The following is a 22,880-nucleotide window of genomic DNA, read 5'->3' as shown; positions in this document are numbered from 1 at the left end:
CATCGTTTGTCATGCGAAGGAATATCGTTGTGCGAATCGCTCGGTTTGCCGGCGTACGGCGTGCTGCTAGATTGAATGTTTCCGTCAATCAGCAGGAGAGCCCGATGTCAGAGACGAGCGCCACGATCCAGGAACGGCCGGCCGATCCGCAACCGCAGGCGGCCCGCGTGATCGCCGACGACGCGCAGGCCATCGCGGCCGCGCACGCGCTTGCGCAGCGGCTCGCGGAAGGCGCGGCCGAACGCGACCGGGAGCGCCGGCTGCCGCGTGACGAGATCGAATGGTTCTCGCAGTCGGGGCTGTGGGCCATCACCGTGCCGAAGGCGTACGGCGGCGCGGGCGTGTCGCACGTGACGCTGACCGAGGTGGTGAAGATCGTCGCGGCGGCCGATCCGTCGCTCGGGCAGTTGCCGCAGAATCATTTCGGGCTGGTCGACGTGATTGCGCTGACCGGCACCGACGCGCAGAAGCGCCACCTGTTCTCGGAAGTGCTGAGCGGCAAGCGGTTCGGCAACGGCTTTTCGGAGAAGGGCACGAAGCACGTGCTCGATCTGAAGACGCGCGTGCGGCGGGACGGCGACGATTACGTCGTCGACGGCACCAAGTTCTATTCGACCGGCGCGCTGTTCGCGCATTACGTGCCGGTGCTCGGCCTCGACGACACGGGCCAAGCGTGGCTCGCGTACATTCGCCAGCCCGCGCCGGGGCTGACCGTAATCGACGACTGGTCGGGGTTCGGGCAACGAACCACCGCGAGCGGCACCGTCGTGCTCGACAACGTGCGCGTGCCGGCGTCGCACGTGCTGCCGGCGCAGCGCGTGTCCGACCTGCCGACGCTGAACGGCCCGCTGTCGCAGATCATCCAGGCCGCGATCGACGCGGGCATCGCGAAGGCCGCGCTCGACGATACGCTGGCGTTCGTGCGCTCGCGCACGCGACCGTGGGTCGACAGCGGCGTCGAGCGGGCGGCCGACGATCCGCTGACGATTCGCGAGGTCGGCCATCTGCACATCCAGCTGCATGCGGCGGAGGCGCTGCTCGAGCGCGCGGCGCGTACGCTCGACGAGATCGCGGCGCGCGGCGACGTGACCGAGGACGACGTCGCACGTGCATCGGTGGCGGTGGGCGAGGCGAAGGTGCTGACGACGGAAATCGCGCTGCTCGCGGGCGAGAAGCTGTTCGAGCTGGCGGGCACGCAGTCGACGCTGGCCGAGCACAACCTCGACCGGCACTGGCGCAATGCACGCACGCATACGCTGCACGATCCGGTGCGCTGGAAATATCACCTCGTCGGCAATTACTACCTGAACGGCGTGCGGCCGGCGCGCCATGCGTGGAATTGAACGCGTGACGATCGTGGTGTCATGGCTCGGTGACGGGTGAGTGCGTCATCGCGGTCGAACGCATCTGCGTGATCACGAGCGAACCCGGTAGTGCGTTCGTCGGAGCGCAATTGCCGGGTATCGGGCACGTGAATGCTGCATGGACGGCGTCATTGCCCCGGCGCGGCGACACCACGAAGCAGCCGCATCGGCTGCACGAGCCGGCTTACCGAGGCGATTCCGGCAACGTGTAGTCGAAGCGGTACGAATGCAGGCCGTTGTCGATGGTGATGATCATCGAGCCGGCGAGCCCCAGCAGTTCACCCGTGCCGGAATCGGGCACGACGGTGATCGACTGCTGCGGCTGCCCGCGTGTCATGGTGGAGCTGTGCTGCAGGACGAAACTGCCGTGGCGGCCGCCCAGCGCGCCTTGCACGGTTTCCATCGCCACATAGCCGGCGGAGCCCGGGATGCTGCTTCGAAACGCTAGCATCTCTCCCTGGCTGACGGCTTCCAGGTCGCCGTGATACTGCTTGTCCAGCGACATGCGGCCGAGCCCGGTCTGTTCCGCGACGGCACTCAGGGATTCCGGATTCAGCTTCACTTCAAACGGACCATTGGCCAGCAGTGTCATTGCAGCGCTCCTCGTCGAATTGGCAACCCGCACTATAAGGCAACCGGGTTCTGCTGGAGGTTGTAGTTTGCTTGATATACCGGAATCACGGGCAGAACGGATAGCGGATCGTATGCCGCGCGGCGCTTGCGGCGATAATCGGCATCCCGACCTCGACCGCTTTCCCCGATGACTTTCCCTGCGTTCGCACCCTTTCAGGATCTGGCCAACACCTTGCTGGCGCACTGGCGCGATGCCAATGGCGACGGCGCGCACGACACGTCGCATCTGCAACGCGTGTGGAAGAACGCGGCCGCGATCCAGGCGAAGGAGGGCGGCGACGCGGAGGTGCTGTTGGCGGCGACGCTGCTGCACGACTGCGTGGCGGTGGAGAAAGATTCCCCGCTTCGCGCGCACGCATCGCGGCTGTCGGCGGAGAAGGCCCGGCAGGTGCTGAAGTCGCTGGACTGGCCGGATGCGAAGATCGACGCGGTTGCGCATGCGGTCGAGGCGCACAGTTTTTCGGCCGGTGTCGCGCCGAAGACGATTGAAGCCAAGGTGCTGCAGGACGCCGACCGGCTCGATGCGATCGGCATGGTGGGCGTCGCGCGGTGCTTTTATGTCGCGGGCCGGATGGGCAGCGCGTTGTACGACCCGGCGGATCCGCACGCATCGGCACGGGCGCTCGACGACACGCGATTCGCGATCGATCACTTCCGCACGAAACTGCTGAGGCTTTCAACCGGTTTTCAGACCGTCACCGGCACGCGTATGGCGATCGTTCGCCGCGATCGATTGCAGCGCTTTCTCGACGAGTTCTCCGACGAAATCTGACTGTGCCGATGTGGCTTTCAGATGCCGACGTCGTCTGCCGCGCAGGGCTCGATGCGGATGACGGTCGCGGCACGACAGTAGAGCAGGATCCCGAAGCCGGTCGACGGATACAGGTCGATCTGGATGCGGCCATCGTCGCAATGAGAAAACCGCAGATCGTAAATCCACGACGGGAGCGCGACATTTTCCGTCGCGAACTCGGTTCCCTCTACGTCCTCGAACAGGAACGTAATCCGGCAAGGCGTTTGCGGCCCTTTCCATGCCGGATTGTCTTGCCCGGCATGACGGATCGTGAGTTCCATATCCGTTTGCCATCCACCGTTCACGTTGACCCGGCGCAGTGCGATGGCCAGTACCCCGGCGTCATGAAATTTCGGCCAGTAGCCGTAGACGCTGCGTATCAGCCACGCATGCTCGACCGCGCTCTCGTCCGTCTCCTTGCGGTTTCTGTATTGATCCGATTCCCACGACTCGGGCAAGCCCTCGACCATCGCTTCGAGCTGCTTGACCAGATACCGTTCCGCTTCTTCGAGCGAGCCCCGGAAATCGAGCGTGGTCGCCGCGCAGCCGATGCGGCCGTGGTGCGCCGCCTGCACGATCTCGTAGCCGACGGTGATCGCTCCGTCACTGTGCGGGCTCAGGTAGTAGCCGATGTCATAGGTCAGCCGGCGCGCATTCTGCCGAACGTAGTGGAGCGTGTTGGGGTAGTTCGACTGAAGCGGCATGCTGTTCTCTCGGTATGGTTGGCTAGCAGTCCATGGGCGCCTTGCTTGCGACAGGCGCGGCACGCGCGCTCGCGCTCGCGCTCGCGGTGGCCGATCCCCGGTATGCCGGCCTGCACGATCGAGCGGCGATGCCGGAACTGTCGGCGCTCTGCCGGCGGCTGTCAATCGTCCACCGCGGGCCGGTGGCTGAACAGGTCGGGGTTGGGGCGAAGCGCGATAATTGACCGGCGTGGCCGGCAGTACCACCTTGAGAAGCGCGACGTCAAACTTGACGAAGACTCAACGGTTCCATTGTTTCGAATCGCCGCGACCACGTCGTCGCGCAACGCGATGCTTCAATCGTCACCGGCCTGATAGAGCGCCTGCACCTGCGCCAACTCGTCGATGAACTGATCCTTGAGCGCTTGCGGCCCGAGGATCTTCACGTGTGCGCCGAACCCCAGCAATTTCCGCGCGCCGTGCTCGATCGATTCGATCGGCATCAGGAACGCCGTCCATCCCGGCGGCACCTCCGTGTCGCCTTTTTCCTGCACGACACGCTCGGCCTTGATCCGCGCGTTGGCCAGCCAGGTTTCGCCGCGCGGCGACACGGCGATATGGGCGGTCAGCCGATTGAGGTCGGCTTCGTACCGGCTCATCGCGTCGCGCCAGTGCGTCGCGAGGTCGAATCGCACGGGCCGCTTGAAGCGGCGGCGCGATGCATCGAGTTCGAGGATATTCGCGAGCCGGAACGTGAGTGCGCCGGGCTTGCCGACCACCCTGGCAACCAGGTACCACGCGCCGCCCTTGAGCACCAGACCGAGCGGCTCGAGTTCGCGGCGGGATACGCCGCGCCAGCTCTGGTATTTCACGTCGATACGATACGAGCCCCACACCGCATCGGCCACGTCACGCAGGCAGGCCGGCGTTTCCTGCGCGCGATACCAGTCGACGGTGTCGACGTGCAGCCGGCTGGCGACGCGATCGGCATGCTCGCGCGAGCCGGGCGGCAGGCTTGCGATCATCTTCAGCCGCGCGGAAGTCGCCATGCCGTCGAGGCCCAATTCTCGCGCCGGCCCGGGCAAGCCCGCCAGAATCAGCGCGTGCGCTTCGTGCTCGGTAAGCCCGGTGAGATCGGTACGCCAGCCATCGCTCAACTGAAAGCCGCCGTTGCGGCCGCGATCGCCCCAGATCGGCACGCCGGCCGTGGAGAGCTGGTCGATGTCGCGCAGGATCGTGCGCTCGGATACTTCCAATGCTTCGGCGAGCGCCGGTGCGGTCATCCGGCCGCGCGCTTGCAGCATCATCATGATCGACAACAGGCGGCTCGCTTTCATGAGCGACACGTTACCTCAAATACCTGACATGAGGTGTCATGTTATCGGGTTTATGCTTTCGCGCATTCCCGATCCGTTTCATCGACGCGGGCGACGCAGCATGACATCACGAGGGATCAAGCGATGAAGATCATTTCCGGGCCGCTGAGCATGTTTGGCGCGAAGGTCGAGATGGCCGCGCACGAGAAGGGCATCGAATTCGAACTGGTGATGGTGCCGTTCAGCCAGCTTCGCGGCTACGATCCCAAACATCCGGACGTGTTGCGGATCAACCCGAAGCGGCAGGTGCCGGTGCTGATCGACGGCGATCTGGAGCTCTTCGATTCCACGCAGATCTTCGAGTATCTCGAGGATCTGCAGCCCGATCCCGCCCTATGGCCAGCGCATCCGGCGGCGCGCGCGAACGCGCGTCAGCTCGAGCATTGCAGCGACGAAATCTATTTTCCGCACATCATCCGGCTGATGGGGCCGGAGGCGACACCGGACGATCCGGCCGCACAGGCTGCACGCGCCGCGGCGGCCGAATACTATCGACGCATGGAGCACGTGCTGGCGGATCGCGCGTTTCTGGCCGACACGTATTCCTATGCCGACATCGCGTTCTACATGGCGCAGTTGTTCGGCGCGCGCAAGGGCGCGCCGATGACGGACGAAACGCCCCGCCTGCTCGCGTGGCGTGAACGGATGACGGCACGCCCCGCCGTGCGCAAGGTCGCCGGCGCGATGGCCGGCTATCTTGCGTCGATCGGTGAAGCGGTTCCCGATTTTCTGCGCGGGCTCGACTAGCTGCGTTCGAGAGCGGGCAGGCGACGGCCTTCAGCCGCAAGGGCAACTGAAGGCCGCAGTGGCGTCGTCGATTTTCAGCCGCGGATGAACGCGAGCAGATCGGCGTTGATCGTTTCGGCGTTGGACGTGGGCATGCCATGCGGGAAGCCCGCATACGTCTTCAACGTGCTGTTCCTCGCCAGCTTCGCCGACAGGAGACCGGAATCCGCATACGGAACGATCTGGTCGTCGTCGCCATGCATCACGAGAACGGGGATCGTGGTGCTTTTCAGGTCTTCGGTGAAGTCGGTCTGCGAGAACGCGACGATGCCGTCGTAGTGGGCCTTCGCGCTGCCCATCATGCCCTGCCGCCACCAGTTCCAGATGACGCCTTGCGACGGTTTCGCGCCGTCGCGGTTGTAGCCGTAGAACGGGCCGGCGGGCACGTCGTAGTAGAACTGCGCACGGTTCGCCGCGAGTTGCGCCTGGAGGTTGTCGAATACCGCTTTCGGCAGGCCGCCCGGATTGCTGTCCGTCTTGACCATCAGCGGCGGAACGGCGCTGATCAGCACGGCCTTCGACGCGGTCTTCGCCGTGACGGGCGACGTAGTGGATCACCTCGCCGCCGCCGGTCGAATGGCCGACATGAACGGCGCCTTGCACGCCGAGGTGATTCACGACCGCGGCGACGTCGTCCGCGTAGTGATCCATGTCATGACCGTCCCACACCTGGCTGGAGCGCCCATGGCCGCGACGGTCGTGCGCGATCACGCGATAGCCCTGTGCCAGGAAGAAGAGCATTTGCGCATCCCAGTCGTCGGCGCTGAGCGGCCAGCCATGATGAAAGAAGATGACCTGCGCGTCGCGCGGCCCCCAGTCCTTGTAGAAGATGTCGACGCCATCCTGCGTTGTGACGTATCCCATGTCTGCTCCTGTTCGGTGGGCGATGTCGATCCGTGACGGTCCTGCCGGTCGCGAGGGTCGCCAGGCCGGCGCGGCGCATGCGGTGGCATCCGCTGCCCGCCTGCCTTGGCGATGCGTTCACTCTAGGTTTAAAGTTAGGTTTAATGTCAACACGCTGGAGAGGCAGGGATGAGAATCGGGGAACTCGCGAAGCTCAGTGGCCTGACGGCCTCGCGGATCCGCTTCTACGAGGCTGAGGGGCTGCTCACGGCCGTGGAGCGCGGCACGAATGGTTATCGCGAATACGGCGACGACGCGGTGTGGATGCTCGAGATCATCGCCGGCGCACAGAGCGCCGGATTCTCGCTGGAGCAGATCCGCCATCTGCTGCCGTTGAAAGCCGGCAACTGGCAGCATGACGGGCTGGTGGAGGCGCTCGAACGGAAAGTCGCCGAGATCGACGCGATGCAGAAGCGCCTCGAGGAGAACAAGGCGCAACTGCGCGTCGCGATCGACAGCATCAAGAACCGGCCGGCCGAACTGACCTGCTCGGAGCGTACGCGCTGGGTGATGGACCGGTTGCGCAATCCGGGCGAGGCGCCGACACCCGGCAAGGGCCGTCGCACGACCGCCAAATGATCCGGCGCCGGCCCGGCGAGCGCCGGCCAGTCGCTCAAACGCAATCCGACGTGCCCCTCTACTCGGGGCCTTGACCTTAAAGTTGACTTAAATCTTAGAGTGCTTGCTGACGGCGGTGAGTCAGCGGGCATCGGGTGTTGCCTGCCACGGTCGATCATCGACGGGAGGCAACGAACATGGACAGGCGGTTTACACAGGTCGAATTCGGCCCACACAAGGTCGACGTGCCCGAAGGCGGGTACTACGACCGGTTCCGGATGAATCCTGACCTCGACGAAGTGGCGCGCGATCCCGCGGCGGGGAACATCGATTTTTTCCGTCGGATTCCGAAGCGTCAGGTTGCGTCGCGGGTCGGCCTGACCTGGGCGCCGAATTTCTACTACCGTTCCAGCAGCATTCAGCTGCTGTTCCTTGCGCCGCTCGAACGCCTGCGGAGCACGCTGCCGGTGCCGCTCGAGCCGTTGCGCGCGCTCCCAGGGTACGGGCTGGTCGCGCTGACCTTCTTCTCGTATTCGGTGTGCGACAACGATCCGTATGACGAAGTGTCGGTCGCGGTGGTGATCCGGCGGCCCGGCTCGACCGGATCACACGCGCTCGAGCTGCTCGATTCGATGCGGCGCCGGAGCTTCTTCGCGCACGTGCTCGCGCTGCCGGTCACCACGGAAATCGCGCGGGTGCGCGGCGTGCACGGCTATCAGCTGCCCAAGTGGCTCGCCGATATCGACGTGAAACTCGACGCCACCGCCACCGCCCGCATTGCCGGCCCGGGCGGCCGGCCGGACCTGAGCCTGAGCGTGCCGATGCCCGAGCTGACGAACGTCGCGTCGCAGTCGCACATGGGCACGTCGACGATGATCAACCGCATCGACGGCGAATGGCACCAGACATTCGTGCAGACGAATGCGCTATCGTTCGCTCAGCGCCTGCTGCCGCGCAACGTCGAGCTCGTGCGGCACGGCGGCCCGCTGAGCCAGCTGCTCGACGGGCTGGGCGCGTCCACCATCCTGCGTCTCGACGTGGTGAAGGACGCGCAGCTGGTGCTGAACCTGCCGACCCCGTTGAAGGCCTTCGATGAACCCGGAAAGCCACGCTGACGCCACGCCACTTCGCGGCACGCCCGCGCCGAAGGAATCGCCCATGACCCGTCCGACCCACGATCTCGTCGTATTCGGCGCCACCAGTTTCGTCGGGCAGATCCTCGCCCGCTACCTCGCCGAGTACCTGTCAGGCAGCGGCGAAACGCTGCGCTGGGCCATCGCCGGCCGTTCGGAAGCGAAGCTCAGGCAGGTCCGGGATACGCTGGGCGCGGCCGGGCAGTCGGTGCCGATCATCGTCGCCGACGCGGCCGACGAAGCGCAGCTTCGCGCGCTCTGCGCGCAGACGCGGGTGGTCGTGTCCACCGTCGGCCCCTATGCGCTTTACGGGGAACCGCTGGTCAGGGTCTGCGCGGAAACCGGCACCGACTACTGCGACCTCACCGGCGAGACGCAGTGGATCAAGCGGATGATCGACAGGTACGAGCCCGCGGCCCGGCAATCCGGCGCGCGCATCGTCCATTGCTGCGGCTTCGATTCGGTGCCGTCGGACATGGGCGTGTTCTTCCTGCAGCAGCAGGCGCGGCAGCGGTGGGGCGTGCCGGCCGCGCAGGTGAAGATGCGGGTGAAAACGCTGAAGGGCGGCGCGTCGGGCGGCACGGTGGCGAGCGTGATCAACGTCGTGCGGGAAGCGGCGGCCGATCCGGCCTTGCGCCGGGAACTGCTCGATCCGTACTCGCTGTGCCCGCCGGGGCATGGCTTCACGATGCGCCAGCATGCGGTGCGATCCGCCGCATTCGATCGCGACTTCGACGCGTGGATCGCGCCGTTCGTGATGGCGGCGATCAACGAGCGTGTCGTGCATCGCTCCAATGCGCTCGCCGGCAATGCGTACGGCAGCCGCTTCACGTATGACGAAGCGGTGATGACGGGCACGGGCCTCAAGGGCCGCCTGACCGCGGTGACGATGGTGGCCGGTCTCGGCGCGTTCATGGTGGGTGTCGTCATCAAGCCGGTGCGCAGCCTGATGGAGCGCTTCCTGCTGCCGAAACCCGGCGAGGGGCCGAGCGCCGCGGCGCAGCTGGCCGGCCGCTACGATCTGCGCTTCTTCGGCCGTACCGACGACGGGAAGACCTTGCGCGTGAAAGTCACCGGCGACCGCGATCCCGGCTATGGCTCCACGGGCAAGATGCTCGGCCAGGCCGCGATCAGTCTCGCGCTGGATTGCGCCGGCGACGGCGTGAAGACCGGCCGCGGCGGCGGCTTCTGGACGCCCGCGACGATGTTCGACGCGCGCTACATCGAGCGCCTGGTGCGCCATGCGGGCCTGCGTTTCGAAGTGATTTGAGCGCGCGCCGTTCGCTCGCCATTCGACAGGAAGCCGATAAAGATCGGATTGCGAAACAACATCGGGAGACAAAGGACAGTCACGACGGGGCAGATGGCCGGACACGATCCGGCCGGGGAGTATCGGAACATGAAGATCGGGGAACTGGCGGAACGCACCGGCCTGACCTCTTCGCGCATCCGCTTTTACGAGCGCATCGGTCTGTTGACGCTCGTCGAGCGCGAAGCGAACGGCTATCGCACCTATCCGCAGGAAGCGGTGACGGTGCTCGACCTGATCACGGCCGCGCAGAAGGCGGACTTCAGTCTCGACGAGATTCGCACGCTGATGCCGGCCGACCTCGCGCAGTGGCCCTGCGCTTCGTTGCTGGACGCGCTGTGCGGCAAGGTGCGGGACATCGAGGCGCTGGAAGCGCGGCTCGCGCAAAGCAAGGCGCAGATCGTGGCGCTGATCGCCGATATCGCCGCGAAACCGGAGTCGGTCGATTGTGCAATCCATGCGAAGCGATTGCTGTCGCGCATCCCGCCGGGGAGTGCGGCGGAGGGCAGCGGCGGTGAGGCTACGACTGCCGCCGCCGATCGCGATGAAGCGGTCGTGCGCCGCCGGCCGCCCCGCGCCTAGCGGCAGCGCGCCGGCGCATCCCATCACAGCAACGCGACGACCTGTTCCGCGGTCGCCTTCGCCGATTGCGGATTCTGGCCGGTCACGAGCCGGCCGTCGACGACGACGTACGACGTGAACGGCAGCAGCGCCTTCTCGTAGCGCGCGCCACGCTGCTGCATCTGCTCCTCGACGTTGTAGGGCACCTTCTTCGCGACGCCGGCCAGGATTTCCTCGACCCACGAGTAGCCGGTGATCCGGCGTCCGGCAACCAGCAGCGAGCCGTCCGACAGCTTGGTGTTCAGCAGCCCGCAGTAGCCGTGACAGACCGACGACACGACGCCGCCGCGCTCGTAGATCTCGCGCGTGAGCCGCTGCAATCCCGCATCGTCCGGGTAGTCCCACATCACCGCGTGGCCCCCGGTGAAGTAGATCGCGTCGAAATCGGCCGGATCGATCTCGTCGGGGCGCGCGGTGGTGGCCAGCAGCGCCTCATTGGCCTTGTCGGCGCGCCACGCTTTCGCGGCGGCGTCGGCGTGCGGCCATTTGAGCGAGCGCGGCTCCAGCGGCGACACGCCGCCCTTGGGGCTCACCAGCAGCTGCTCATAGCCTTTCGCCGCGAAGATCTGATGGGCATGGGTCAGCTCGGACAGCCACAGGCCGGTCGGTTGGGACGGATCGGCGTAGTGCGCGACGTTGCTGACCACGTGAAGGATGCGCTTGCTCATGATGCGGTTCCCTTTCATCGGCCACGGGCGGGCGTCGTCGACGCGCCGCCGGATTGTCGGATGGCAGTGCCCATACCCATGGCCTCGATACGCTGCCGAGGCAAACCTTAACCTTCAAGCAAAGTTGAAGGTCAAGGCCTTTTCGTCTTCGCGGACCGCGCGGGGCTGGCGGGCAGCACGAGACCGTCCAGCAAGGTGGTCAGCGCATCTTCGATCGCGTGATCGCCGACCTTCTCGCGCACCAGCCGCCCGTCGATCGCCAGCATCGTCAGCCCATGCAGATGCGCCCAGCAGGCGGTCGCCTGGCCGAGCGCCGGGCGCGGGCGGATCGTGCCGGCGCGCTGGCCGTGTTCCAGGATGTCGACGACCAGCAGGAACGGCGCCTGCACGCGCGGATCGAGATGGATGTCCGTGGGCTCGCCGGCATCCGCGGCAAACATCAGTCGATAGAGATCCGGGTTGCGCTGCCCGAACGCGAGATGGGCGTAAGCGAGTGCGCGCAGCACGTCCGGTGCGTCCGCCGCGGGATCGACGGACGCGGCGAGGTCTTCGTTCAGCCGATCGAAGCCGATCAGCGCGAGCTCGTGCAGCAACGCGGCCTTGTCCGGGAAATGCCGGTACGGCGCCGAGTGGCTGACGTTCGCGCGCCGCGCGATTTCGCGCAGCGTGAACTGCCAGCCCTGTTGCTCCTGCAGCGTGTCGAGCGCCGTGTCGATGATCGCGCGCCGCAGATCCCCGTGGTGATAAGCCTTTTGCCCGGCGTCCGCAGCCTCATCCGACGACATCGCGTTGCTCCTATGTTGACAGGGAACACATTGTGAGCCTATGATCCGCCGCATGCAAGTTGACAGTGTCTACATCGACGCAACCTCGTGAGGTGCACCATGGCCGTTTCCGCAGAATCCAGCTCGAGCTTCGACCCGGCGGCGTTGCTGGCCCGCCAGCGCAACGCGTTCGTCAGCGAGGGGCCGCCGAGCGTGCAGCAGCGCAAGGCGCGGCTCGCGCGGCTGCGCGCCGTGGTGCTCGCGTATCGCAGCGAAGTGGAGGAGGCGGTCAGCGCCGATTTCGGGCACCGCTCGCGACACGAGACCGCGATCATGGAACTGGTCGGCGTGATCCAGGCGATCGACTACCTGACGCGCAATCTGCGCCGCTTCACGAAGCCGCAGCGCCGGCACGTCGGGATCTTTTACCGGGCCGGGCACGCGCGCGTGGAGTACCAGCCGCTGGGTGTCATCGGCGTGATGGCGCCGTGGAATTACCCGTTCGCGCTCACGTTCATTCCGCTGGCCACCGCGCTGGCCGCGGGCAACCGCGCGATGCTCAAGCCGTCGGAACTGACGCCGCGCACCAGCGAGGTGATGCGCCGAATGCTCGCGGAAACTTTCCCGAGCGAGGAAGTCGCGGTCGTGCTCGGCGGCCCGGAAGTCGGCGCCGCCTTCAGCGGCTTGCCGTTCGATCATCTGCTGTTTACCGGCAGCACGCAGGTGGGCCGCAAGGTCATGAAGGCGGCCAGCGACAACCTGGTGCCGGTGACGCTCGAACTCGGCGGCAAGAGCCCGGCGATCGTCGCGAGAGGGCACGTCGACGGCCGGACGATGTCCAGCATCGTGTTCGGCAAGCTGTCGAACGGCGGGCAGACCTGCGTCGCGCCCGACTATGCGCTGGTGCATGAAGACGACCTCGACGCGTTCGTCGCGCAATACGATGCGGCCGTCGCGCGCTTCTATCCGGGCGGGCCGACCAGCCCGGACTACACGTCGATCGTCAGCGACCGGCATTTCGATCGCCTGAAGAGCCTCGTCGACGAAGCGCGTAGCAAGGGCGCGCGCGTGATCGAGGCGGGTGTGAATCCGCAGCAGGCGGCCACCCGCAAGCGGACGCTCGCGCCCACGCTGATCGTCGGTGCCGGCGACGATACGACCGTCATGCAGGAAGAGATCTTCGGGCCGATCCTGCCGGTGCGCACGTATCGCACGATCGACGAAGTCGTCGACTACGTGAATGCGCGTCCGCGGCCGCTCGCGCTGTACTACTTCGGCGCGCAGGACAGCGACTGCGAGTCGTTGCTCAAGCGCACCACGTCGGGCAATGTCGGCATCAACAACACGCTCCTGCATGTCGCGCAGGAGGACTTGCCGTTCGGCGGCGTCGGCCCGAGCGGGATGGGCGCGTATCACGGCATCGAGGGATTCCGCGCGATGAGCCATGCGAAGGGCGTGTTCGTGCTGGGGCGCTGGAACCTGCCGAGCCTGCTGCGTGCGCCGTTTGGCAAGCTCGCGGATCTGTCGCTGGCAGCGCTGCTCGGGCGCAGCCGGGAGCCTGAGGGCGTGCGGGCGGGATTGAGCGCGAAGCGCTGAGACCGGCGATGCGCCGCGACCGGTGCGCGGCTGAATCGCACGCGGCGCGCCGTTGTGGCCGAACTTGCATGCGTCGGTAAGTGCCTGTGATCGAACCTCGGCCGTGACCGAACTGCACGCTAGGGCCGGTTGCGCACGCCGGCCCCGTTGCGAATGGCGGTTTCATCGACAAGCGTCGCAGCGAATTCGACGGCGGCCGGCATTCCCGCGTCGTGCATCATCACGAATTCCATGTCCGGCAGCGCCGGCAAGCCTTCGGACACGCCCAGCTCGCGGAGCGTGTCGTCGATCGCGCTGCGCGGCACCGGCGCAATCGCGATGCCGGCGCGCGCGAACGTGCGGATGCCCGTGACGCTTGGGCTTTCGCATGCGATGAAATAGGGCATGCCGGCCAGCGCGAGCGCCTTGATGGCAGCGCCCCGGTACGGGCACGGATCGGGGAAGCACGCGAGCGGCACATCGCCTTCCGGCAGCGGCTCGTGGCACGCAAACGCCCAGACGAGCGGCTCTCGCCACAACGTCGCGCCCTGGCCCGTGTGCGCGCACCGGCTGCCGATCACGAGATCGAATTCGCCGTCGGCGTGCCGTTGAAACAGGCTGTCGCCGATGTCGACCGTCAGATTCAGCCGCAAGCCGCGCCGCGCGGCGCCATGGCGGCGCATCACGTCGGGCAGCCAGCCTCCCGCCACATCCTCCGATGCGCCGATGCGCAGCGTGACATCGACTGCGTTGCCGCTGCCCAGTTTCGTCTTCGCTTCCTCGCTCAGGTTGAGCATCGCGCGCGCGTAGCCGAGCAGCATCCGGCCATGCTCGGTGAGCGTAACGCTGCGCGTATTGCGGGCGAGCAGCGCCCGGCCGACCTGCTCCTCGAGACGAGCGATCTGCGCGCTGACCGCGGACTGGCTGAGATGCAGCCTGCGACCTGCGCCGGTAAAGCTCCGTACGTCGGCGATGGCGACGAACGTATGAAGCAGTGAGGTGTCGAGCGGCGTGTTCATTGATCACCAATTCGGGTTAATTCGATCAATTCATATCGTTTCCGGATTATAGGTCGATCCGATAGGCTGCGAAGGGCAGTGGGCGATCGCGCATCCCGCGCGTCGCCGTCACTTTCGGCAAGGACCGGTTTCATGACACGCGTGCTTTATATCGAAGGCTCACCCAACAAGGACTACTCGGCGTCCATCGACGTGTGCAATGCCTTTCTCGATGCGTATCGGCACACGCATCCCGATCACGAGATACAGACGCTCGACATCTGGAATCTGGCGATACCCGAATTCGACGAAGCCGCGCTGGCCGCTAAATATGCGGGACTGAGCGGCAACGCGTTGACGCCGGCTCAGGCGGCGGCATGGCAGCGGATCGAGCAGCTCGCGGCGCCGTTCCACGAGGCGGACAAGCTTCTGTTCGGCGTGCCGCTGTGGAATTTCAGTATTCCGTACAAACTCAAGCACCTGATCGACGTGATCTCGCAGAAGGACGTGCTGTTCACGTTCGACGGCACAGGTTTCGCCGGCAAGCTGGCCGGGAAAAAGGCGGCGGTGGTCTACGCGCGCGGGCTCGGTTATCAGTCGCCGGGCTCATTTACCCCGGCGGCCGAATTCGATCTGCAGCGCCCGTACATGGAGACCTGGCTCAAGTTCGTGGGCGTGAAGGACGTCACCGGGATCGTCGTCGAGCGCACCTTGCTCGGCCCCGACGGAGCGGTCGATCGCAGTCGCGCGATCGACGAAGCCCGCACGATCGCGCGTACGTTCTAAAGCGACCGAGTGGCGCATCCGGCGCGCCGGCGAAGCGCGCCGGTCGGTTGCATCGACGGGTGGCGCGCCGTTTCGAATCAGCGCCCGCCGCGCGCGATGGCAAGCGCGACGCCGAAGCCGACGAGCAGGCAGCCGAAGGTGCGGTCGATCCAGTGCCGCAGCGCCAGCAGGCGATCGCGGACGGCCGTCGCGGAGAAGCACAGGGCCACCAGGCTGAACCAGCCGGCATGCGCGACGGCGATGAACGCGCCGTAGCCGATCTGCACGATCAACGGCGTGTCGGGCCGCACGGCCTGCATGAACAGGCTGACGATGAACACCGTGGTCTTGGGGTTCAGCGCATTGGTCAGGAAGCCGGTGCGCAGCGCGGCCAGGTCGGACAGCGGTGCGGCCGGCGCATCCGTCTGCCCGTTGCCCGCCTTCGTCATGAGCATCTTCACGCCGAGGTAGATCAGGTAGATCGCGCCGACCAGCTTGACGGCATTGAAGAGCCACAGCGACTGCCGGATCAGCAGGCCGACGCCCAGCAGCGTGTAGCTTACGTGAACCGTCACGCCGAGCCCGATCCCCAGCGCGGTGAGTACGCCCGAGCGGCGCGACAGCATCAGGCTGTTGCGCGTGAGCATCGCGAAGTCCGGCCCCGGGCTGATCACGGCCAGCAGCGTGATGGTGACTACAACTATCAGTTCGGTCATCGTCTTGTCCTTGCGATTGATGGCTTGATGGCGCAATCTTATGGGTCATGTTCCATCGGAAAAAGCGATGATTTCTGACCAGAATGGTGAGATTGACTCACAGTCAGTTCGCACGAACCTGCCATCGCTGATGGCGCTGCGTTGCTTCGAGGCGGCGGCGCGTCACGAGAATTTCAGCCGTGCGGCCGACGAGCTGTGCCTGACCCATGGCGCGGTCAGCCGCGCGGTGCGATTGCTCGAGGACGACCTGGGCGTCGCGCTGTTCCAGCGGCGCAGCCGTCGCGTGTTCCTGACCGATGCGGGCCGCAAGCTGGCGCAGGCCGTTCATGACGGGCTGGGGCTGATGCGTCACGCCGCGCAGGAATTGCGTACCGAGGCCGCCCGGGCGCGGCGCTGGGTGCTGTCGTGCGAACCGACGCTTCTGATGCGCTGGCTGATTCCGCGCTGGCCGGATTTTCAGGCGCGGCATGCGGGCGTCGACATTCACCTGGCTGCCGCAGGCGGTCCGTTCTCATTCGACAGCGGCATCGACATGGCGATTCGACGCAATGACTTTGCGTGGCCGGCGGGTTATCACGCGGAGCGGCTGTTCGCGGAGAAGGTGGGGCCGGTCTGCCGGCCGGATAAGGTCGATGCGTGGTTTTCCGCGCGTCGTGGCAGTCGCTCGTTGAAGGCGGATGTTGCGCGACTGCACACGCGGACACGGCCGCACGCGTGGAAGGAATGGGCAGTGGCGGCGAACCAGCCGGCCGCGGGCGGGCGCGGGCAGACGTTCGACCATTTCTATTTCAGTCTGCAGGCGGCGGTTGCGGGGCTCGGTGTCGCGATCGGCCCGTGGCACCTCGTTCGCGACGACATCGAAAGCGGTGTGCTGGTCGCGCCGATGGGGTTCGTCGAGGATGGTTCGCATTACTGCTTGTTGACGCCGGAACCGGTGGTGGCGGGGAGTGCGCAGGGGGATGTGCTGGGGTGGTTGAGGGCGGTGGTTTGATGGGGCGCGTGTGTGTGCAGATGGGTGTTGACGCCACGCGCCCGCAAGAAGGGGCGTGGTGAAGCTCGGCGCAGGCATCGCGATCGATCCCGGCGCCCGGTATCGCACGCCACGGTATGGACGTCGCTACTGCCTCGAATCCGGCGCGAAGGTCTTTCCCGTCACGTCGGCGATGAAGTTGATCGCCGCGCGAATCGACGGGGAATGCCTGAGATCGGCATGCACGACCAGCCAGATGTCGCGGGCGTACGGTTCCCCGTCGAACGGCAAGCGCTGCAACCCCGGATCGTCATCGCCCATGAACACGGGTAGGCCCGCTACGCCGATTCCGGTACGGGCCGCGACCTGCTGCGTCGTGATGTCGCTGACTTCGCACGCGATGCGGCGACCTCGAGCGATCGACTCGAGCCACTTCTGATGCGGCATTTCCGCGAATTGCGCGTCGTAGCAGATGAACGCCCAATCGTCAGGCGTCGACGCGTGCGCATAGTCGCGACTCGCATAGAGCCCGAAAGCCATCTCGCCCAGCTTGCGCGTCACGTTTTGCGGCTCTTCGGGGCGGAACAGGCGCACGGCGATATCCGCTTCACGGCGGGCGAGCGAGACGCTTTGCGCCTGGCTGGCCATCGACAGCCGAATGCCCGGATGCATTTGCGCGAACGCATACAGATGATTCGCGTAGAAATTGTTGGCGAGCACGGGCGGCACGCTGATCGTCACGGTGCCGTGCATCGGCAGATGTTCCGTGAGCGCGAGGCGCTCGATCGCAAACGCGTGCTCCTCCATTTTCCCGGCGAACTCGAGAATCTGCCGGCCGGCGGCGGTCGGCCGGCACGCGCGCGGCAACCTGTCGATCACGCGCATCTTCAATTCCGATTCGAGTGCGGCCAGGCGACGGCTGACTGTCGCATGGTCGACGTTCAATCGCCGGGCGGCCGCGGAAAGACTCCCCGCTTGAGCGACGGCAACGAAGTAACGCAGGTTTTCCCAGTCGAACATCGGTGCATTTTCTCCAGGTTGCTGTGCTGTTTTGCGGAATATTCGCACAGAAGACGATCCTCTACGCTTCAATCCTCCGAATGCGAAGGATTGCCGATGCAGACCTCATCCACACCTCACCCGCGGCTGGTTCAAACGGCGGCGTGCCTCGGTTATGCGGTCGTCCTGATCGACGTCAGCGTCGTCAACGTTGCGCTCGATGCATTGCGAACGTCCTTTGGCGCTGCGCTCACCGACCTGCAATGGGTCGTCAACGCGTATGCGCTCGTGTTCGCGGCGACCCTGCTGATGGCGGGCGCGCTCGGCGACCGGCTGGGTGCAAAGCGCGTGTTCATTGCCGGCTACGCGATCTTCACGCTGTCATCGATCGGCTGCGGCCTCGCGCATTCCATCGGCGCGTTGATCGCCTGGCGTCTCGTTCAGGGGATCGGCGCCGCGCTGCTGGTGCCGAACTCGCTGGCCGTGCTGCGTCTCGCATTCGACGACGCGGCAGCGCGTAGCCGCGCGATCGGCTGGTGGGGTGCCGGCGGCGGCATTGCGCTGGCCGCGGGGCCGCTGGCCGGCGGGTTGCTCATCGCTGCAGTCGGCTGGCGCAGCATTTTCCTGGTCAACGTGCCGGTCGGCATTGCCGGTATCTGGCTGACGTGGCGGTTTGCGCCCGACACGAAAGCGCAGGGCGGCAGGCGCCTCGATCTTCCCGCGCAACTGACCGGTGCGTTTGCGCTGGCGGCGCTCACGTTCGCGTCGACCGAGATCAGTGCGCTGGGATGGCGCAGTCCGGTCATCGTGAGTGCATTCGTGTTGTGCGTTGCGTTGGGCATCGCGTTCGTCCGGCTGGAGGCGCGCAATCCGGACGCGATGCTGCCGGCAGGGTTGTGGCAGGACCGGATCGTCCGCAGCTCGATCGTGATCGGTGCGATCGCGAACCTGGTCTTCTACGGCATCGTCTTTACGTTGAGCCTGCTGTTTCAGTCGGTCTGGCGTATGACGCCGGTGCGTGCGGGCGTCGCGTTTCTGCCGATGATGGGGGTGCTGATGATCATGAGCATCGTCGCCGGGCGGCTGACCGGCCGGCTGGGCGCGCGCACGCTGGCGACGGCCGGGCTGTCGATTTCAGCGGTCGGTTATCTGGCGATGTGGCTGGCGATCGTTGAGCAATCCAACGGGTTGCTCGCGATACCGATGCTGCTGGCAGGCGGCGGCATCGCGTTGACGATACCGACCATCACGGACGCGGCGCTCGCGGCCGTGAGCGGCGCGCAGTCGGGTGTGGCATCGGGGTTGTTGAATACGGCGCGACAGGTGGGCGGCGTGATGGGCGTCGCGTTGTTTGGTTTCTTCGTTCGTGAGGCAGGGGGCGTGGCGTTCGTCCATGGGATGGAGCGGGCGTTGATCGTTTCGGCTCTGTTGCTGGTGGTGGGGGCGGTGATGGCTTGGTGGAATCTGGGGCGGGCGGCGGAGCGCGGGATTCGGGCTCGCGGGGCGAGCCCTCGACGTCAATGACCCACCCGATAAACGCGGCCGCCATGCACGCCTTCCACGCTGCGTCGGTAGGCGATTGCCACACGTGACGCCGGCGCGCTTTCGCGGCCGGGGAAAAAACCGACCGAACCCCGACCACGGATTCGGTCAGTACGGTCGGGGTCACGGCATTGATCCGGATGTCCCGTGGAAAATCGCCCGCGGCCGCACGCACGCATCCTTCCATCCTGGCTTCGGCTCGCCAAACCGATCACGGGCATCAGGTCGTCGTTGGCTTCTTGAGATCGTCGATGCACGGGATGCCTGCTTTCCGCTTGGGACGGAGAAACTTGGGCACCGCGCTGGATTGCCCGACGCCGGCCTGGCTTTGACTGACCTTCGGCTTCGACGCGGCCGTCTTTGCCTTGTGCGGCATCCGGCAACCGCCGGCCGCCAGGTCGGCGTACGGGTCGTCTTCCGCTGCCGCCGCGGCAGGCAGTGCGGGCGCGGTCGACGCGACCAGCATCGGCGCGAACGGCAACGCGCGCATCCGCTCGCCGGTCAGAACGAACGCGCCGTTGGCGACCGCCGGTGCGATCGGCGGCACGCCGGCCTCGCTCAACCCGGTCGGATGCGCGTCCGACGGGACGAAGAACACGTCCACCGGCGCTGCTTCCTGCATCCGCACCGGCGAGTAGTCGGCGAAGCCGGCGTTGCGGGCCGCACCATGCTCGACGTCGATCGCGAAACCCGGCTTGGTCGTCGCGAGGCCGAACAGCGCACCGCCCTGGATCTGCGCGTCCGCGCCGGTCGGGTTCACGATGCGGCCGGCATGCACGCCGGCCGTCACGCGGTGCACGCGCGGCTGCCTGGCTTCGATCGACACCTCGGTGACATACGCGACGACCGTGCCGGCGGTTTCGTGCATCGCGACGCCCCACGCATGGCCGGCGGGCAGCGTGCGTGCGCCGTAGCCCGACTTGTCGACGGCCAGTGCGAGCGCCTGGCGATGGCGAGTGTGCTCGGGGCTGGACAGCCGCGCCATCCGGTACGCGACCGGATCCTGGCGGGCCGCGTGCGCGAGTTCGTCGACGAGCGTCTCCATCACGAACGCCGTATGCGTATTGCCGCCCGAGCGCCATGACTGGACCGGCACGTCGACGTCCGGCTGGTGGACCGAGACCTGCATCGGGAAACCGTACGGGCTGTTCGCCACGCCTTCGGTGAGGTCGGGATCGGTGCCGCTTTTGCGAATCGTCGTGCGCTCGAGCGGCGAACCCTTCAGCACCGACTGGCCGACGACGACGTGCTGCCAGTCCCGCACCGCGCCGCTGCCGTCGACGCCGATGTTGACCCGATGCAGCACCATCGGGCGGTAATAGCCGCCGCGCAGGTCGTCCTCGCGCGTCCAGATGGTCTTGACCGGGCCCAGGTGGCCGGCTGCCAGGTACGCGGCGGACACACGCGCGGCTTCGACCACGTAGTCCGACGTGGGCGTCGAGCGCCGGCCGTAGTCACCGCCCGACATCATCGTGAAGATCTGGACTTTCTCGGGCACGACACCTAGTGCCTTCGCGACCGCGGCGCGATCGGACGTCTGCATCGACGAGCCGCCCCAGATCTTGATCCCGCACGCGCAGCTCGGCGGGCCGACGTCAACCGTGCAACTGAGCGGTTCCATCGGTGCATGAGCCAGATACGGAAATTCGTAGTCCTGCCGGATTCGCGTGGCCGCCGGCGGCGCGTTGCCGGCATCGGCCGTGCGCACCACGGTGCCGGGCGTGCCGGCGAGCTGCTTGTATGCCTTCATCTGTTCGGCGGACGTGACGGTCGAACCGGTGTCCTTCCACGTGACCTGCAGCGCGTCGCGACCGAGCCTCGCAGGCCAGTAGCCGTTCGCGATCACGGCCACGCCGGTGCCGCCGCGATCGGTCGGGATTTCGACGACCTCGACCACGCCCTTGACGGCGCGGGCCGCCGCCGCGTTGTAGCTTGCAACCTGTCCGCCGAAGCGCGGCGGGCGCGCGACCACGGCCACCATCATGTCCGGCAGGCGCCAGTCCATTCCGTACTTGAGCGTCCCGTCGAGCACGGCGCGCGAATCGACGCGCAGGGTCGGCTTGCCGATGATGCGGAACTGGTCGGGCGACTTCAGCGGCACGTGCTGCGGCACCGGCATCGCCATCGCGTCCGCGGCGAGTTCGCCGTAGGTCGCGGTGTGGCTGCCGGACGTCACGACGCCCAGCGCGGTCCGGCACGTGGCCGGATCGACGTTCCAGCGCCGGGCGGCCGCGGCGACGAGCATCGCGCGCGCGGACGCGCCGAGTTCGCGGTATTGCGTAAACGAATGGTTGATCGACGTCGAGCCGCCCGTCATCTGGATCCCGGTCACCGGATCCTTGTACGGTTCGCCCGCCGGCGCGAGCACGGTGCGCACGTTGCGCCAGTCGGCATCGAGTTCGTCGGCCAGCGCCATCGGCAGCGCGGTGCTGACGCCCTGGCCGGACTCGGTCCGGTTGACGGCCACCGTCACCGTGTTGTCCGGTGCGATGATCAGGAATGCTTGAGGCGGCGAGGTCCGAAGGGTCATGCCGGCTTCGGCGCCGGCGCGCTTCGGTGTGATGCCGAGCGCGAGACAGCCGCTCGCCGCCATCGTGAGTTTCAGGAAGTCGCGCCGGCCGGGCATCGGAGAGCCGGCTCCGGTGACGGTCGAAGCGTCGGAGGCAGGGGCGCGGGTGTTCGCAGGGCGCCCGGCAGTGCGGATACGCATGGTCACAGTCTCCCGGCGGTCTCAGGCAAGCGCACTGGCCGCGTCGTGAATCGCGGCGCGGATGCGCTGGTAGGTGGCGCAACGGCACAGGTTGCCGGCCATCGCGCGATCGATGTCGGCATCGGTCGGCGCCTTGTTGCCGCGCAGCAGCCCTGCCGCACTCATCATCTGGCCGCTCTGGCAATAACCGCATTGCGCGACGTCGTGGCGGACCCACGCGTCGAGGACGGCCTTGCCGATCGCATCGTCGGCGAGGTGTTCGGACGTCGTGATGCGCGCATTTCCCACCGACGACAGCGCGAGCGTGCAGCTCGGCACGGCCCGACCGTCGACGTGCACGGTGCACGCGCCGCAGTCGCCGGTGCCGCAGCCGAACTTGGTGCCGGTCAGGCCGAGGTTGTCGCGCAGCACCCAGAGCATCGGCGTCGACGGATCGGCATCGACGTCCGCCGGCCGGTTGTTGATGTTCAACGTCACCATCGTGAAGTTCTCCCTTGGACACCGCGTTATCGTTCGCGAGACAAAACCGCAATGCGACGGATGTGAACCAATTAAAGCAGATTCGAGAATAAATCAGCATCTCGAAAATCGTCTTTTTTGCCTTTCTTAATAATTCAGGCTCGTTAGTTAAAATATAAAATTTACAAACAGTATACGAATGTGCGAATGTCGCAGAAAGAATGTTGAGTTTTGACAAAAACTCGCCGACCCCATGGAAAACGTTTGCGAGTCGAGCCTATATTTGACTCGCGATCAATGCGGGGAGTGCGAATCGAGCGATGGAGTCAGGTTAATCCATATATGAAACAACAGTTCTTCGCTTGAATTCCGGGGGGAGATTCCGGCGTTCGTTTTCGTGGCGCAAGGCTTGCCGCGCAGGCACTTTGGCCGCGTCTGCCGTTTGACCTGGATATAGAGGCGCGTAATCAGGGTGGGTTCTCCGGCCGGGTCTTTGATGTGCCGGAAACAGCGATTTCTAATAAGTGGAAGATTTGACGGGCAGGGGGATTAAAA

The 22,880-nt window shown here is 66.1% G+C and carries 22 protein-coding genes and 3 pseudogenes; 12 read left to right on the top strand and 13 right to left on the bottom strand.

The annotated features are described in order from the left end of the window. The first annotated feature begins 104 nt into the window (after positions 1 to 104). Positions 105 to 1,343, top strand: a complete 1,239-nt coding sequence (locus CFB45_RS36195; protein ID WP_089429873.1) for an SfnB family sulfur acquisition oxidoreductase — start codon at positions 105 to 107, stop codon at positions 1,341 to 1,343. Positions 1,344 to 1,548: 205 nt separating this feature from the next. Here the strand turns inward: CFB45_RS36195 and CFB45_RS36190 are convergent, their stop codons facing one another. After that, on the bottom strand, positions 1,549 to 1,956 hold the full coding sequence (locus CFB45_RS36190) for a DUF3224 domain-containing protein (protein WP_089429872.1): 408 nt from the start codon (positions 1,954 to 1,956) through the stop codon (positions 1,549 to 1,551). Positions 1,957 to 2,124: 168 nt separating this feature from the next. Between CFB45_RS36190 and CFB45_RS36185 the strand changes: the two genes are divergently transcribed. After that, the gene (locus CFB45_RS36185; protein ID WP_089429871.1) at positions 2,125 to 2,769 is read left to right on the top strand and encodes an HD domain-containing protein; all 645 of its coding nucleotides are present in this window, start codon (positions 2,125 to 2,127) and stop codon (positions 2,767 to 2,769) included. A gap of 17 nt (positions 2,770 to 2,786) precedes the next feature. Here CFB45_RS36185 and CFB45_RS36180 read toward each other — a convergent pair whose 3' ends face one another. Next, complete coding sequence (locus CFB45_RS36180; protein WP_089429870.1) at positions 2,787 to 3,494, bottom strand: Imm50 family immunity protein; 708 nt, start codon at positions 3,492 to 3,494, stop codon at positions 2,787 to 2,789. 32 nt (positions 3,495 to 3,526) lie between these two features. Between CFB45_RS36180 and CFB45_RS36175 the strand changes: the two genes are divergently transcribed. Continuing rightward, entirely contained in the window at positions 3,527 to 3,718 is a 192-nt protein-coding gene (locus CFB45_RS36175) for a hypothetical protein (protein WP_089429869.1), read from the top strand. Between the two features lie 111 nt (positions 3,719 to 3,829). Here the strand turns inward: CFB45_RS36175 and CFB45_RS36170 are convergent, their stop codons facing one another. Beyond that, entirely contained in the window at positions 3,830 to 4,810 is a 981-nt protein-coding gene (locus CFB45_RS36170) for a helix-turn-helix transcriptional regulator (RefSeq protein WP_089429868.1), read from the bottom strand. A gap of 123 nt (positions 4,811 to 4,933) precedes the next feature. Here CFB45_RS36170 and CFB45_RS36165 point away from each other — a divergent pair, with 123 nt between their 5' ends. Next, positions 4,934 to 5,596 carry a glutathione S-transferase family protein gene (locus CFB45_RS36165; RefSeq protein WP_089429867.1) on the top strand — a complete coding sequence of 221 codons (663 nt, stop codon included), beginning with the start codon at positions 4,934 to 4,936 and terminating at the stop codon, positions 5,594 to 5,596. Between the two features lie 74 nt (positions 5,597 to 5,670). On the opposite strand, the pseudogene CFB45_RS39870 reads toward CFB45_RS36165, so the two are convergent. Together CFB45_RS39870 and CFB45_RS39865 are read right to left on the bottom strand one after the other, a co-directional pair. After that, positions 5,671 to 5,976, bottom strand: a pseudogene (locus CFB45_RS39870) (alpha/beta fold hydrolase); the annotation flags it as partial. Further along, a pseudogene (locus CFB45_RS39865) lies at positions 5,864 to 6,376 on the bottom strand (alpha/beta fold hydrolase); the annotation flags it as partial. The pseudogenes CFB45_RS39870 and CFB45_RS39865, both read right to left, overlap by 113 nt. 291 nt (positions 6,377 to 6,667) lie before the next feature. Between CFB45_RS39865 and CFB45_RS36155 the strand changes: the two are divergent. From CFB45_RS36155 to CFB45_RS36140, 4 genes are all read left to right on the top strand, one after another. Continuing rightward, on the top strand, positions 6,668 to 7,117 hold the full coding sequence (locus CFB45_RS36155; RefSeq protein ID WP_089429866.1) for a MerR family transcriptional regulator: 450 nt from the start codon (positions 6,668 to 6,670) through the stop codon (positions 7,115 to 7,117). 176 nt (positions 7,118 to 7,293) lie between these two features. Next, positions 7,294 to 8,211, top strand: coding sequence for an acetoacetate decarboxylase (locus tag CFB45_RS36150; protein ID WP_089429865.1), 918 nt, complete (start codon positions 7,294 to 7,296; stop codon positions 8,209 to 8,211). A 43-nt stretch (positions 8,212 to 8,254) separates the two neighbouring features. Then, complete coding sequence (locus tag CFB45_RS36145; RefSeq protein WP_089429864.1) at positions 8,255 to 9,499, top strand: saccharopine dehydrogenase family protein; 1,245 nt, start codon at positions 8,255 to 8,257, stop codon at positions 9,497 to 9,499. A gap of 129 nt (positions 9,500 to 9,628) precedes the next feature. After that, positions 9,629 to 10,120 (top strand): MerR family transcriptional regulator, encoded by a 492-nt coding sequence (locus CFB45_RS36140; protein WP_179255146.1) that lies wholly within the window; start codon positions 9,629 to 9,631, stop codon positions 10,118 to 10,120. A gap of 23 nt (positions 10,121 to 10,143) precedes the next feature. On the opposite strand, the gene CFB45_RS36135 is transcribed toward CFB45_RS36140, so the two are convergent. Together CFB45_RS36135 and CFB45_RS36130 are read right to left on the bottom strand one after the other, a co-directional pair. Then, complete coding sequence (locus CFB45_RS36135; RefSeq protein ID WP_089430142.1) at positions 10,144 to 10,827, bottom strand: type 1 glutamine amidotransferase domain-containing protein; 684 nt, start codon at positions 10,825 to 10,827, stop codon at positions 10,144 to 10,146. A 131-nt stretch (positions 10,828 to 10,958) separates the two neighbouring features. Continuing rightward, positions 10,959 to 11,612 (bottom strand): TetR/AcrR family transcriptional regulator, encoded by a 654-nt coding sequence (locus tag CFB45_RS36130; protein WP_089429862.1) that lies wholly within the window; start codon positions 11,610 to 11,612, stop codon positions 10,959 to 10,961. Between the two features lie 99 nt (positions 11,613 to 11,711). On the opposite strand from CFB45_RS36130, the gene CFB45_RS36125 reads away from it, so the two are divergent. Further along, on the top strand, positions 11,712 to 13,187 hold the full coding sequence (locus CFB45_RS36125) for a coniferyl aldehyde dehydrogenase (protein WP_089429861.1): 1,476 nt from the start codon (positions 11,712 to 11,714) through the stop codon (positions 13,185 to 13,187). Positions 13,188 to 13,306: 119 nt separating this feature from the next. On the opposite strand, the gene CFB45_RS36120 is transcribed toward CFB45_RS36125, so the two are convergent. Beyond that, positions 13,307 to 14,185: a LysR substrate-binding domain-containing protein gene (locus CFB45_RS36120; protein WP_089429860.1), complete on the bottom strand. Its 879-nt coding sequence runs from the start codon at positions 14,183 to 14,185 to the stop codon at positions 13,307 to 13,309. Positions 14,186 to 14,317: 132 nt separating this feature from the next. Here CFB45_RS36120 and CFB45_RS36115 point away from each other — a divergent pair, with 132 nt between their 5' ends. Next, positions 14,318 to 14,950, top strand: a complete 633-nt coding sequence (locus CFB45_RS36115) for an FMN-dependent NADH-azoreductase (protein ID WP_089429859.1) — start codon at positions 14,318 to 14,320, stop codon at positions 14,948 to 14,950. Between the two features lie 77 nt (positions 14,951 to 15,027). Here CFB45_RS36115 and CFB45_RS36110 read toward each other — a convergent pair whose 3' ends face one another. Next, on the bottom strand, positions 15,028 to 15,645 hold the full coding sequence (locus tag CFB45_RS36110; protein WP_089430141.1) for a LysE family translocator: 618 nt from the start codon (positions 15,643 to 15,645) through the stop codon (positions 15,028 to 15,030). Positions 15,646 to 15,712: 67 nt separating this feature from the next. Here CFB45_RS36110 and CFB45_RS36105 point away from each other — a divergent pair, with 67 nt between their 5' ends. Beyond that, entirely contained in the window at positions 15,713 to 16,636 is a 924-nt protein-coding gene (locus CFB45_RS36105) for a LysR family transcriptional regulator (protein WP_089429858.1), read from the top strand. 126 nt (positions 16,637 to 16,762) lie between these two features. On the opposite strand, the gene CFB45_RS36100 is transcribed toward CFB45_RS36105, so the two are convergent. After that, a complete protein-coding gene (locus tag CFB45_RS36100; RefSeq protein WP_089429857.1) occupies positions 16,763 to 17,635 on the bottom strand; it encodes a LysR family transcriptional regulator in 873 nt (290 codons plus the stop codon). A gap of 96 nt (positions 17,636 to 17,731) precedes the next feature. On the opposite strand from CFB45_RS36100, the gene CFB45_RS36095 reads away from it, so the two are divergent. Beyond that, entirely contained in the window at positions 17,732 to 19,138 is a 1,407-nt protein-coding gene (locus tag CFB45_RS36095; RefSeq protein WP_089429856.1) for an MFS transporter, read from the top strand. On the opposite strand, the pseudogene CFB45_RS39860 reads toward CFB45_RS36095, so the two are convergent. The 3 genes and pseudogenes from CFB45_RS39860 to CFB45_RS36080 form a co-directional block, all read right to left on the bottom strand. Then, a pseudogene (locus CFB45_RS39860) lies at positions 19,132 to 19,349 on the bottom strand (short chain dehydrogenase); the annotation flags it as partial. The gene CFB45_RS36095 and the pseudogene CFB45_RS39860 overlap by 7 nt on opposite strands. Before the next feature lie 27 nt (positions 19,350 to 19,376). Then, the gene (locus tag CFB45_RS36085; RefSeq protein ID WP_089429855.1) at positions 19,377 to 21,866 is read right to left on the bottom strand and encodes a xanthine dehydrogenase family protein molybdopterin-binding subunit; all 2,490 of its coding nucleotides are present in this window, start codon (positions 21,864 to 21,866) and stop codon (positions 19,377 to 19,379) included. 21 nt (positions 21,867 to 21,887) lie between these two features. Then, entirely contained in the window at positions 21,888 to 22,346 is a 459-nt protein-coding gene (locus tag CFB45_RS36080) for a (2Fe-2S)-binding protein (protein ID WP_089429854.1), read from the bottom strand. Positions 22,347 to 22,880 lie beyond the last annotated feature (534 nt).

The organism is Burkholderia sp. HI2500 (genome assembly GCF_002223055.1).
GTDB lineage: Bacteria > Pseudomonadota > Gammaproteobacteria > Burkholderiales > Burkholderiaceae > Burkholderia.
Note: the sequence above shows the minus strand (reverse complement) of the source record. Positions and strands in the feature narration are given on the sequence as shown.